This is a genomic window from Bradyrhizobium sp. WSM1743, assembly GCF_000473065.1.
GTDB lineage: Bacteria > Pseudomonadota > Alphaproteobacteria > Rhizobiales > Xanthobacteraceae > Bradyrhizobium.
In genome coordinates, this window is record NZ_AXAZ01000042.1 from 57944 (window position 1) to 71680 (window position 13737).

At 63.2% G+C, this 13737-nt stretch carries 5 protein-coding genes and 1 pseudogene; 3 read left to right on the forward strand and 3 right to left on the reverse strand.

Going from position 1 to position 13737, the window contains the following annotated elements; translation table 11 throughout:
• Positions 1-89: 89 nt before the first annotated feature.
• Complete coding sequence (locus YU9_RS0123575; protein ID WP_027575006.1) at positions 90-1685, forward strand: ABC transporter substrate-binding protein; 1596 nt, start codon at positions 90-92, stop codon at positions 1683-1685.
• Positions 1686-1877: 192 nt separating this feature from the next.
• On the opposite strand, the gene YU9_RS0123580 is transcribed toward YU9_RS0123575, so the two are convergent.
• Positions 1878-4109 (reverse strand): CHASE2 domain-containing protein, encoded by a 2232-nt coding sequence (locus tag YU9_RS0123580; RefSeq protein ID WP_027575007.1) that lies wholly within the window; start codon positions 4107-4109, stop codon positions 1878-1880.
• A gap of 350 nt (positions 4110-4459) precedes the next feature.
• Complete coding sequence (locus tag YU9_RS45105) at positions 4460-10873, reverse strand: VCBS domain-containing protein (protein ID WP_245266500.1); 6414 nt, start codon at positions 10871-10873, stop codon at positions 4460-4462.
• A gap of 620 nt (positions 10874-11493) precedes the next feature.
• On the opposite strand from YU9_RS45105, the gene YU9_RS0123590 reads away from it, so the two are divergent.
• Positions 11494-12225, forward strand: coding sequence for a transglutaminase-like cysteine peptidase (locus YU9_RS0123590; protein ID WP_027575009.1), 732 nt, complete (start codon positions 11494-11496; stop codon positions 12223-12225).
• A 93-nt stretch (positions 12226-12318) separates the two neighbouring features.
• The gene (locus YU9_RS0123595) at positions 12319-13434 is read left to right on the forward strand and encodes a lysozyme inhibitor LprI family protein (protein WP_027575010.1); all 1116 of its coding nucleotides are present in this window, start codon (positions 12319-12321) and stop codon (positions 13432-13434) included.
• A 71-nt stretch (positions 13435-13505) separates the two neighbouring features.
• Here the strand turns inward: YU9_RS0123595 and YU9_RS49165 are convergent.
• A pseudogene (locus YU9_RS49165) lies at positions 13506-13737 on the reverse strand (integrase); the annotation flags it as partial.

The window sequence follows — 13737 nt, forward strand, 5'->3', positions numbered from 1 at the left end:
GTGATGACGCACCGGCGGAAACGGCGCGCTGCCTATTCTGGCATCAAGATTGCAAGTTTGGCCTCGACTTCTCCTGGGAGCTTTGGGCCATGCGTATTCGTCTGTCGACCTGTCTTGCCGTGCTTGCGCTGGCGTTGTCTGCAATCTCAGCGCGCGCCGAAACGGTGGTGCGCTACGGCATCTCGATGGCGGACATTCCACTGACCACCGGCCAGCCTGATCGCGGCGCCGGCGCTTATCAGTTCACCGCCTACACGATCTACGATCCCCTGGTCGCCTGGGAGATGGACGTCGCCGATCGCCCCGGCAAGCTGGTGCCGGGCCTCGCCACCGAATGGAAGGTCGACGATACCGACAAGACGAAGTGGCGCTTTACCCTTCGCAAGGGTGTGACGTTTCACGACGGCAGCGAGTTCAACGCCGACGCCGTGATCTGGAATCTCGACAAGGTGCTCAACGACAAGGCGCCGCAATTCGACAAGCGGCAGAGCGCGCAGGTGAAGACCCGCCTACCCTCCGTCGCCAGCTACGCCAAGATCGACGACTTCACGGTGGAGATCACCACCAAGACGGTCGATTCCTTCTTCCCCTATCAGATGTTGTGGTTCCTGCTCTCGAGTCCGGCGCAGTACGAAAAGCTCGGCAAGGATTGGGACAAGTTCGCCAGTCAGCCGTCCGGCACCGGCCCATTCAAATTGACCAAGCTGGTGCCGCGCGAGCTCGCCGAGCTCACGAAGAATCCGGACTACTGGAACAAGAAGCGGATTCCCAAGGCCGACAAGATCGTGCTGGTGCCGATGCCGGAAGCGCTGACGCGCACCAACGCGCTGCTTGCCGGACAAGTGGACCTGATCGAGACGCCGGCACCCGATGCCGTGCCGCAGCTGAAAGCGGCCGGCATGAAGCTCGTCGACAACGTCACGCCGCACGTCTGGAATTATCACCTCAGCGTGCTGCCGGGCTCGCCCTGGACCGACATCCGCCTGCGCAAGGCGCTGAACCTCGCGATCGATCGCGACGCAGTGGTCGGCCTGATGAATGGTCTCGCCAAGCCTGCCAAGGGTCAGGTCGACCCGTCGAGCCCGTGGTTCGGCAAGCCGAGCTTCGAGCTGAAATATGATCTGGCTGCAGCGAAGAAGCTGGTGGAGGAAGCGGGCTATTCGAAAGCAAAACCGCTCAAGACCACCTTCATCATCGCGCAAGGCGGCACCGGCCAGATGCTGTCGCTGCCCATGAACGAGTTCCTGCAGCAGAGCTTCAAGGAGATCGGCATCGACCTCGACTTCAAAGTGGTCGAGCTCGAGACGCTCTATACGCATTGGCGCAAGGGCGCGGCGGACGAGATGAACGCCGGCATCACCGCCAACAACATCGCCTATGTCACCTCGGACCCGCTCTACGCCATCGTCCGCTTCTTCCATTCGGGGCAGATCGCGCCTGTCGGCGTCAACTGGGGCGGCTACAAGAACCCGAAGGTCGACGCGCTGATCGACGAGGCCAAGCAGACCTTCGACAGCGCCAAGCAGGACGAGTTGCTGGCGCAGGCGCATGCGCTGATCGTGGACGATGCCACGCTGGTCTGGGTCGTCCACGACACCAACCCACATGCACTCTCGCCGAAGATCAAGCAGTTTGTGCAGGCGCAGCACTGGTTCCAGGATCTGACGACGATCGGGGTGGAGTGAGGCTTGAGGCTGGCACGCGGCGGCGTCAAACACCGCTGTCGTCCCGGGCAAGCGTCAGCGCAGACCCGGGACCAGCCACGGGAGGAGGTTTGGCCTCCTCCAGCCTGCCCTAAGAGAGATTCCGCGGTATGGGTCCCGGATCAGCGCGCGCTTTGGGCGCGCTTGTCCGGGACGACAGCGAGTGCCTGACGACTACTTCGTCAGCAACGCATACGCCCCGGTCCAGCCCTCCGGTGGTGGATTGACCTGGAAAGACTTGATCCGTGCTTCATAGAGCCTGAACAGCTTCTCCAGCGTGTCGGCGTCCTCGCTTTTGCGGCCACGCTCGATCGCGTCCAGTGCGCCCTGCCAATCGCGGCTGCGGTAGCAGCCGAGCATCTCGATGGTGATGTTGCGCAGGCGCTGGAACGCGCCTGAATGCATCACGTCCTCGCGGCCCGCGATGGCGTAAATGACTTCCGGCTCGGTCTTGCCCTTGACCATGATGAAGTCGAGCTCGAGGATCGCGAACTTCTCCTTTGCGGCGAGTGCGGTCCTGGAGCCGATGATGATGGGAAAGCCGTACTCCTTCGACTGGCCTTCCAGGCGCGAGGCCAGGTTCACACTGTCGCCGAGCACCGAATAGTTTTTCTTCAGGTCGGACCCCATGTTGCCGACCACGCCAACGCCGGTGTTGAGACCGATGCCGACATTGAGCGGGATATAGACGTGGCCGCCGTCGGCCGCTTCCTGCTCGCGCTCCTTGTTGACCGCGTCGATCTGCTCGAGCATTTGGATCGCGGCTTCGCAGGCGTTGATCTCGTGCTCGGCATCGTCGAGCGGCGCGTTCCAGAACGCCATGATGGCGTCGCCCATGTACTTGTCGATATAGCCCTTGCGCTCGATGATGACGTCGGTCAGCGGCGTCAGGAAGCGGTTCATCAGCGCGATCAGCCCTTGCGGATCGTGCTTGTAGCTCTCCGAGATCGTGGTGAAGCCGCGCACGTCGGAGAACATGATCGTCATCTCGCGCTCCTCGCCGCCGAGCACGAGCTTTTCCGGCGACTGCGCCAGCTGCTCGACCAGCACCGGCGACATGTATTGCGCGAACATGCCGCGGATCTGCACGCGCTGGCGCTGCTCGCGCACGAAGCTGGCGAAGATCAGCGTCAAATAGATCGCCGTGGTCGAGAGCAGCGGATAGGTGAAGTCGATCAGGTAGCGGTACTGCGCGTAGAAGAACCAGGACGTGCCGACCAGGATTGCGGCGAACATCGCACCGGCGAGCACGAGGCGCACGGGGCCGAGATTGGGCGTAAAGATGATGACGAGCAGGCCGATCACGAGCGCGGCGAGCAACTCGACGCCGAGCGCGTAGTTCGGCTGGGAAATCACGGCGCCGCTCAGCACGCTCTCCAGCACCTGGGCATGGATCTCGACCCCGGGCATGGTCGAGGACACCGGCGTGGTCTTGATGTCGTTGAGCCCGACCGCGGAGGTACCGACCAGCACCAGCTTGCCGGCCAGCTTGGCGGGCGGCACGGTGTTGTCGATCACGTCGACCGCGGAGACGTAGATCGAAGGGTCCTGGCGCGCATAATGCACCCAGAGCTGACCGTTCTTGTCGGTCGGAATCTCGACGCCCTTGAGGCGAACGGCCCGCACGCCGGTCTTGTCGGTCCGGATCAGCAGCGTCGGCGTGCCCGTGGCGACGCGCAAAATCTCGAGGCTGAGCGAGGGCATGATGTTGCCCTGGGCGCGCATCACCATCGGCACGCGGCGGATCAGGCCGTCGCGCTCGGTCTTGATGGTGAACAGGCCGCGGCCGGCCGCGACCCTCTCGATGACGGGCACGTTGCGGAGTAGGCCGGGGAATTCGAACAGGAAGCGCTCGGCGCCCTCCTCGCCAACCGTCGCCACGCCGGTGAACGGCAGCGTCTTGTCGATCTCCGAAGAGATCGCCCGCTGCCCGGTCTCGCCCAGCACCACGCGCGAGCGCTTGATCGCCTCGGCAAGGATCTGGTCGTTGGTCGGCAGCTCGCGCAGCTTGGCGCGCGTAGCATCGTCGAGATAACGCATCTGGCTCGCGACCAGATCCGGATTGAGCCGGTCGGCTTCCGAGAAGACCACGTCGAAGCCGATCGCCACCGCGCCGTTGTTGGTGAGGTTCTGGATCAAATCGGCAATCCGCGTGCGCGGCCACGGCCACTGGCCAAGCTTGGCGAGGCTCTTGTCGTCGATATCGACGATCGTGACCGGCCGCGCCGTCTTGTGCCTGGGATCGATCAGCTGGAACATGTCGAACGTGCGGAGCCGCAATTCCTGGATCGGCGGCGGATCCCAGAGGCGGGCGCCGGCAAACAGAACCAGCAGCGCAAGGCACATCAGCCGCGCAAAGCCGAACTTTTGCGCAAACCACCGCCGCAAGATCTTGAGACGTTTCATGCCAGCTGGACTTCCTGCCCTGCACCACGCCGGGCGCACCGATCATGGAGCGTCGGCGCGCGATTGGCTATTCCCTGACGGTGGTGGATTATGAATTTTTCGCCGCCGTCAGGCTAAAGCGTGATGAGATGAGGCTCGATAGCCGCAAAGGCGAAGGTGGGCTCCCTCTCCCGCTTGCGGGAGAGGGTTGGGGAGAGGTGTTTCCGCAATGGGACAATCCCCTAGCGCAGAGAGCCCTCACCCGGCGCTTCGCGCCGACCTCTCCCGCAAGCGGGAGAGGTGAGCGAGCCCGCGGCAATCGATTCAATCTAATGCCATTCCGCTTTTGGTGCCTAAAGAGCCGGACGTCCTCACGTGACATGCGTGCCGAAGATGAAATCGCTGGCCTGAAGATTTGCGGCAATCACGTTCTTGAGCAGGAGCGACTCGTGTTCCTGTATCGGCCCGGATTGCAGCGTGATCTCCTGATTCCAGGTGATCAGGGTGTCGCCATTCTGCTGCTGGCTGATGGCGAGGCTGCTCATTGAGCTCACGTCCGAGAACTGGCGCAGGTCGATCTTGTCGAGGCCCACCGTGAAATCGGTGATGGTGTGCGAGAAATCGGTGACGGGCTGTCCGTTGTCGTCGTACATCAAGCCCGGCGCGAACACGAACTGATCCTTGGCGGCGCCGCCGGTCAGCGTGTCGTTCGTATCGGTCGCGAAGATGACGTCCTTGCCGCTGGTGCCTTCCAGTGTGACGCCCTGGCAGGTGTCGCCGGCCTCGTTGAAGATGAAGTGGACGGTATCGAACAGGCCGGTGGTCTGATCCGTCACCGTCAGCGTGATCTGGTCGGTGTCCGGCGGCTGGGCTTGGGGATCGGAGCTGGCACCGGTCGGATTGTAGACGGCACCGGTCTCGAAGCCCAGGTTGATCTCGTCGAGAGTGCCGGACGCCGGATAGAAGTCGACCTGGCTGAGATCCGGATGCGCGGTCGACACCGCGACGGTGAAGTCATGGGTCGCTGAACCGGCGACCATGAGATCGGTGATGATGTCGGAGTTGTTCTCGATGATATGCTCGACCTGGAAGCTCTCGGTGTTGATGACCGGGCCGTCGGCGGGAGCAATCACTTCCGTGCCGATGGTGGTGAGATCCTGCGAGACCGGAGTTTTGCCGCCGGTGCCTGTGACCGAAAGATCGATCGTGGCGATCGACAGATCGGTCGTGATGGCGCCAGTATAGGTGTCGTCGAGTGCATGGACTCCCAGCGCGCCCGGTGTCCCGGAAAAGCCATTGGCGGGCACGAACCGGATCAGCGTATCGGGGCTCAGCACCAGCGCGGTCGTGTCGCTGACGGACCCGATATCGACCCATTGGTCCGTGCCGGCGAGCTCGTACTGCCAGACGCCCTGCCCGGCGGTGGCGGCGTCGGACGTTACCGCGACGGCCTTGAACGTCGCGCCGGTATCGGCGTCGTGGAACTTGTCCGCGAACAAGCTGCTGATCGCAGCTCCGCTCGGATCACTGTCGTTGCCGGCGACGGAAGCGAGCGTCGCATGATCGAGCGTCGGCGCGTCGTTGCTCCCTGCGATGTTGATGGTGACGACCGCACTCGTGCCGGCGCCATGAGCATCCGACGGAACGATCGTGTATTGCAGCGACAGCGTCTGGCCGGCGGCGAGGAAGTCGAAGGCCTGCCCCTGCGAGTTGAAGGTCCAGGTGAACTGCGTATGGGTGGCGGTGCCGTTCAGGATGTCGCCCGACGGGACGGCGAGATAGTTCAACAGCGCCTCATGCGACAGCCCGCCGACATTGCCGGTTTGCGCTATGCCGTCGAGAGAGACTTGCAGCTGGCTGACCGACACGGTGACGTGATCGATCGCGTCGACGTCGGAGACCGCCAGCGCGCCGTGCGACAGCTGGCCGGCATTGGTTTCCATCAGATCGGCAATGGCGCTGCCCGGCCCGGAGGTGCCGCTGGCCCAGTCCGCATCGCCCTCAATTGCAAGGCTCTTGGCGGTATTGACCGCGTTGGAGGCGGTCGTCCCGCTGCCGTCGCTCAGCTGATAATACGCGGCAAGATTGGCTTCGTTGCCAGTGAGACCGGTGAAATCGATCGACTGGATCTGCGCCTGCGTGAGCGCGGTGGTCCAGACGCTGACATCTGCGATCGCACCGTAGAAGCCTTCTGCGCCGAAGCCCGCGGCGCCTGAGTCACTCGCGGCACCAATCATCATGTAGGACGCCGACGGATTCGACGGACTGCCGTCGATTGGGTTGATCGTCCATGACTGTGAATATTCGAGGTGGCCGTCGAGATAGAGTTTGAAGGTGTCGTTCTCGCGCGTCAGCGCAATGTTGTGCCACTGCGACGCCGTGAGTGCCACGCCGGTATCGGCGATCTGGCGTCCGCCCGCGAGAATCTGCAGCTCCATCGTGCCATCAGCGTTGACGGTGCCGAGGAGACCGAAGCCGGTGGTCGAGGTGTTGCCGTTGTAGAACAGGATCTGGCCGTGGCCGGCATTTGCTGCGCCATTCCAGTTGACCCAGCCGTCCAGCGTCACGTCATCGGTGGCCACCGTCGGCACCTCGCCGACGGCAATCGTCTGGCCGTCGAAGTTCATGTAGTCCGACGTCACATAGGAAGCCGCCGGCGCGTCGTTGGTGCCGGTGATCGTGACGGTGACGTCCTGGCTGACCTTGCCACCATGGTGGTCGTCGAACGTGACGGTGTAGACCTGAGTGATGATCTGCCCTTCCGCCAGCGACTGCAGCACGGGATCGTCATTGTCCAAGGTGAAATGCCAGCCCAGCGTCGCGCCGTTGCTGGTGTCGCTGCCGGATTCGGTCACCGATGAATCGATCGAGAAAGTGCCGATATGCGACCCTGTCCCGAAGCCCGGCAGATCCATGCTGACGGACGACGACTTGAACGACCACTCGGCCGTGTGGGTGTCGATCAGATCGAGGTCCTGGATCGCCAGCGTGCCACCGGTCGTCAGCGACGAGCCCTCGTCCTCGGTGACCGCGCCCGTCGCCGCGTCCGCGTCGCTCGTGATCGTCGGCGCGTCGTTGGCGCCGTTGATCGTGACGGTCACGTCCTGCGAGACCTGCGCGCCGTGATTGTCGGTGAAAGTGACGGTGTAGACCTGGGTGATGGTCTGGCCCTCAGCCAGCGATTGCAGCACCGCATTGCTGTTGTCGAGGCTGAAGTGCCAGCCCAGCGTCGCACCATTGTCGGTGTCGTTGTTGAATTCGTGTACCGACGGATCAATCGTGAAAGTGCCGAGCGGGGTGTCATCGTCGAAGCCCGGCAAATGCGCACTCGATGTCGACGACCCGAACACGGCCTGCGCCGTGTGGGTGTCAATCAGGTCGAGATCCTGGATCGCCAGCGTGCCATCGATAGACAGCGTGGCGCAGGCATCCTCGGTCACCGCTCCGGCTGCATCGGCTGCATCACTCGTGATCGTCGGCGCGTCGTTGGCGCCGTTGATCGTGACGGTGACGTCCTGCGAGACCTGCGCGCCGTGATCGTCGGTGAAGGTGACGGTGTAGACCTGGGTGATGGTCTGGCCCTCAGCCAGCGATTGCAGCACCGCATTACTGTTGTCGAGGCTGAAGTGCCAGCCCAGCGTCGCACCATTGTCGGTGTCGGTGTTGAATTCGTGCACCGACGGATCAATCGTGAAAGTGCCGAGCGGAGTGTCGTCGTCGAAGCCCGGCAGATGCGCACTCGATGTCGCCGACTTGAACACGGCCTGCGCCGTGTGGGTGTCGATCAGGTCGAGATCCTGGATCGCCAGCGTGCCATCGATCGACAGCGTGGCGCAAGTATCCTCGGTGACGCTCCCCGAGGCCGCGGCTGCATCGCTGGTGATCGTCGGCGCGTCGTTGGTGCCGACGATGGTGACCGTGACGTCCTGGGATACCTGCGCACCGTTATTGTCGGTGAAAGTGACGGTATAGACCTGCGTGATGGTCTGGCCCTCAGCCAGCGACTGCAACACCGGATTGCTGTTGTCGAGCGTGAAGTGCCAGCCCAGCGTGGCACCGTTGCTTGTGTCGCTGTTGGATTCGGTCACCGACGGATCGATCGTGAAGGTCCCAAGCGGCGTGTTGCCGTCGAAGCCCGGCAGATGCGCGCTCGACGTCGCCCACTTCAACACGGTCTGCGCGGTATGCGTGTCGATCAGATCGAGGTCCTGGATCGCCAGCGTCCCACCGGAAGACAGGGTTGCGCCGGCGTCCTCGGTGACGCTCCCCGTTGCCGCGTCTGCATCGCTCGTGATGGTCGGGGCGTCGTTGGTGCCGGTAATCGTGACCGTGACGTCCTTGGTGACCGTCCCACCGTGATGGTCGTCGATCGTCACGGTGTAGACCTGCGTGATGGTCTGGCCCTTGGCCAGCGACTGCAGCACCGGATCGTTATTGTCGAGCGTAAAGGTCCAGCCTACGGAACCTCGCGAGCTGACGCCGGGACTCTCGCTCACCGGTTCAAGCGCGAACGTGCCGATATGCGAGGTGCCGTCGCCGAAACCGGGCAGATGCGCGCTCGAATTCGTCGACTTCAGGACGAAGCTCGCGCTGTGAGTGTCCGTGAGATCCGGATCGTTGAAGGTAATGGTGCCGTTCGCTGCGAGCGTGGCCGCCGTGTCCTCGGTCACCGCCCCTGCTGGAGTGGTGTCGTCCTCGACGATCGTCGGCACGTCGTTGGTGCCCTCGACATTGACGTCCGCACCGTTGATGGACACGGTGATCGGCGTGCTGACCACACCGCCGTGTCCGTCATCGACCTGCACCACATAGTTGAGCGTCAGCGTCTCGCCTTCGGCGAGGAAATCGAACAAGTGGTCGGGAACGCTGTAGGTCCAGGTGGCCGAGCCGTTGTTGCCGTTCCCCGCGCCCTGCACCACCGTCAGCGGCACCTCGACGGCCGCGATCGCGGCGCGTTGCTCCGGCGTCAGCGTCGCGGTGATATCGTTGCCCTCCGCATCAAGATATTTGAACGGCTGGGTCGACGAGAGCGCCGCGCTCACGATCGGCCGATCCGTCAGATCGACGTCGGTGAAGGTGACCGTGCCTGTGATGCTGTCCAGGGCCTCGTTGCCGGTCCCGACCTTCTCGATGACGGTTCCGCCGGACGTCGCCACGGTGGGCTTGTCGTTCGTTCCCGTGATGGTGATGGTGATCGGGATGAACTTGCTCTCGGGGCTCACCACGAAATTGGTGTCGACGCGGACCATGTAGGTCAGCGTCAGGGTTTCGCCGGCCGCGAGGAAATCGAAGACTTTATCCGGGATCGTGTAGGTCCAGATCGCCGAGCCGTTGTTGTTGTTGGCGGCATCGGCAACGACGCTGATCTGGATCTGCGTCGCCGCGATATCCTGCTTCTGGAGCGCGGTGAGCGAGCCGGTGACATCCTGCTGGCCGGCGTTCTTGTAGACATAGTTCGGTGCCTCGGCGAGACTCACGCTCACCGTCGGCCGGTCGCCGAGGTTTTGATCGACGAATCTGATCAGGCCGGAAACCGTGTCGGCGTGCGTGTCGCCGGTGGTGTCCGCGCGCTCGGTCAGCGCGAACGCCGTTTTCACATTGCCGCCGAGGTCAAAGCTTTGCGCAGTCGGCTGGCCAGGAATGCGGACGGCTGTCGGCGTCGAATTGCCAGGATTGTCCTGTCCCTGTGGATTGAGGTTGACGAAAGTCGCGATGACGACGGGGCCGGATCCCGACTTGAACACCAGGTCCTGGCTGAACGGCGTGATCGTGTCGGTGAAGTTCGTGGTCAGCTTGGTGTTGGTGTTGTTGTCGGTGAACTTCAGCGTGAACACGTCCGTGATCAGCTTCTGAATTTCCGGCGACATCAGCGCATTGGAGATCGAGACGTTGCCGCCGCTGATCTGGATCATCTGGCCGGCCTGGTTGACCGTCGCGATCGGCAGTAGCGTGATCTTGTCGAACAGGATGTAGGAGCCTGTGGTGCCATTCGGCTCGACCAGCACCTGGAAGCTCGCCTGCGGCTGCGGATCGCCGCCGCCGGCGGGAACGACGAAGTTGATCTGGGTCAGCACCGCGGTGCCGCGGATGCCCATGGTCGCGACCGGCGTGTCGACCTTCATGTCGCCGTGTTTGGCGGTCTCGCCGGCGACGAAGGTGATGGTGCCCGCAACCAGGCTGAGCAGCGAGGAGTTGCTCGACCCGTTGGGATCGTAGACCATCTCGTTCAGCACCATCCGCGCATTGGAGGACAGGCCGAACACGGTGCCGTCGATGAAGGTGATGCCGAGCGTCGAATCGGCGCCGGTCGAGACCACGTCGCCCTTCTCGACATTGTCGCCGTTGTTCAGGATGACCGAGACACCGTTGCGGATCGCGGTCGCGCTGCCGGAGAGCTTCGTGACGTGACCGATGACCTGAGCGGCAGCAGCGCCGGGGGCGGCCTGGGCGACCTGGACGTGGCCGGTGAGGGCGTTGACGATGTCGCCGGTGAGGTGGGCGCCGTCGGGCGAGGCGATCGCGGCGCGCTTGTCACCCCTGAAATAATCGTGAACCACGAACTCATGCCCTTCGTGGGACAGCACGAGATCGAGGCCGGCGCGCTTGAACTCGCCGTTGAAGATCAGGTTGGGGTCGGGAACAACGAACGCGCCATCAGGCACATGACCATGCGCCTTTGCGATGAAGGGCTTGGCCGCAAAGGAATCGGTATGAACGTAGGCGGGCGCGCTGGAACCCTCGCCGTTCAAGGAGGTCGCGGCGTCAAATTTGCCAGCGTAATTCAATCGGGCACCGTAAAAAGGGTTAAAATCTAAGTAAGTATCGACTGCCTAAGCTTGCTTAGCATTACCAAGTCCTTAGCGAAACCGTCTATTGCTTGTGTGATTTCGCGTCACTTGGCAGTAAGAGCGCCGCATGACGGCGCCTTCCCAGACGAGCGGAAGTAATATTTCAAGCATTCCGAAGTCGAAACAGGCTTAGATGCACGCATTCTCCGTCACCCCAAGTCATCTATCGTACAATTGGTAGAACGGATACTTGTGTCATCTTTCCATCGTGGTGCCATGCAGCATTCTGCGGCAAATACGGGGCTAAATCTGTGACCTAACTAACAGAACCCGTAAAATAGCGGGCTGTTAGCCATGAGAGGCAGAATCGGCAGCATCGCAACTTCTGCCTGCAGCTGGCTCCATTTCGCGGCAGTGAGGCCCCTCCTAGCCTCCGAATCGTAAAATTTTACGCAATTCGGGCAGGCCCGTTTCAGCCTGTCACCCGGTTTTGGGACCCCTGCCGGGCGCGTTAAGCAGAACAAAACGGCCCGTCTCGCACTATCTCCGCGAAAGCAACAAAGCCCGGCACGTCGAGATCGAGGGGGATCTCGCGAAGCTCGGGAAGGGGATGTCAGATGGAGACCGCTGCTCGCTCGCGCGCCTGGCGCGCAATCATTGTCTTGTGCGGCTTGATCCTGCTCGGATCGGCCGCCGAGCTTCGCGCCGGCACGCTGCTGTCGCCGGGCGCCAGCGTCCTCGTGCGCAAATCCGCCGAACCGTTCGGCGTGTTCGCCTTCGCCATCTCGTCCGGCAGCCTGCAGCAGAAATGGTCCGCGCTGAAGGACAAGCTCGACGACGACATGGTGCAGCTCGCGCTATGCGACGGCGACCGGGACAATTGCGCGTCCCCGGCGGCCTTGAGGCTGCTCGCCATCGTCGACCAAGCCCGCGCCCGCGACGGCCGCGCGCGCCTCGGCGAGACCAACCGCGCCATCAATCTCGCCATCCACGCCGCCAATGACGGCAGCGACGACGTCTGGAGCTCGCCGCTTGCGACCTTCGCGCGCGGCGCCGGCGATTGCGAGGACTATGCCATCGCCAAGCTGGCCGCGCTGCGGCTGGCGGGCGTCGCCTCTGAAGACCTCCGCATCGTCGTGGTGCGCGACGTCAGGGCCGGCGAGGAGCACGCGATTGCCGCGGCAAAGCTCGACGGCCAGTGGCTGATGCTCGACAATCGCCGCATGGCGATGATCCGGGATGATGCGACCCGGAGCTATCAGCCGCTGTTCGTGCTCTACCAGTCGGCCGTGATGAAGTATGTCGACGAACCGGTGCAGGTCTCGATGGCGGCCGCCGAGGCGCGTTAATTGTAGCGGCCTCGTACTGCGCACGCCCATAAGCCCATTCCCTCACACGATCCCAGACGCTAGCATGGCGCCTTCCATGCGGGGGCGACTGGAATGCGATTCATCGTGCTGTCTGTGCTTGCGCTGCTGGCATTGCCGGCGGCGCCCGCGTCCGCGGAATCCGACCGCTCGATCGCCGACAGGCTGCCGCTGTTTGCCAGAAACAACTGTCAGCAGATTCGCGACCCCGGCAATCAATTATTCTGCGGTGATGCCGAGCTTGCCATCGCCGCCGAGAAGCTGAGCGTGGCGATCGAGGCCCGGCTCGCCCGCCTGCCCGATCGCCTACCCGCAATCGAGGAGAATGCGATCTGGATCCGCCAGCGCAACCTCAGCTGCGGCATCGTCGGCCAGACCGCGATCCGCGCCGACGAATTCGACCGGGTCAAGGCGTGCCTGCTCAAGGTCACCGAGGAGCGCGCCGCCATCGTGCGCGATCCGGATTTCGACTGCCTCGCGGCCAACACCGCAGCGGGCGCGCTGATCTGCGCCGACCCGTCGCTGGCGCTTGCCGAAACCGAGCTCAATGGTCAGGTGCTCGGCCTGATCGGCAAGTTGGACCCGATCGCGGCACGCTTTGCCTTTGCCGAATACGGAAGGTGGACGCGAGAACGCGACCGCAAATGCAATCTCGTCGGCAAGGAGAACGTGCCGCTGCAGGAGCTGGAATCCGCGGAGGACTGTCTCGCCGACCATTTGAAGCGCAAGACCGACGAAATCCGCGCGGCGAAGGGCGATCCCAGAAAAGTGTTCGGCCGGCAGGTCGCGGCCCGCTCGCCCGACACCGACGCGGTCGATTTCTGCGCCGCGCGAATCCATGCGGCCAATTCCTGCGGCCACTTCCTGCGCATCAACCGCGTCTATGCGCTCGACAGCCAGGTGACTGAGCAGGAGGCGCAGGTCACGGGCGAGATCGAGATGGCCGTGCTGGCGCCCTTCACCATGTGCAGCAAGGTCGCCTCCATCTGCACCGGCACCTGCTGGGACGCGAGGACGGGTCGTCCGCAGCCGGGAGCCGGCAACAAGGAGCGCTCCGCAGAAGCCTTCAACGTCACGCGTCGCTTGAGAATCCAGCGAACTTTCGCCTTCGTGAAAGCCGCCGACGGCTGGCGCTGCCGGGAGGACGAGCTGGCCCCGGTGAATTCGGGCACGGCGGGCGGAGGGTCGTAGGCGAGCGCGTCGCGCTTTGTCCAGCGGATGGAAGGGTAACAAAACAGCCCGGATGGATAGGTAACAATCGTTCATGGTTCGGTCCGCTGCGGCGCTGCGCTAGCGCAGCGCCGCAGCGTCGATGTTTTCTGATCGATGATGCCGATCGGCACGTTGAAGAAGCGCACTTGCCATTGCCCATCGGCGGTTTCCTCTACGGCGACTGTTTCACCAGCGAGAGCGCTGCAAAGGTGGATGAGCTCGCCACGCCATTTGATCTCGCCGTTGGAGCGGACCTGGCGCACCGCCGCTTCGACCGGATAA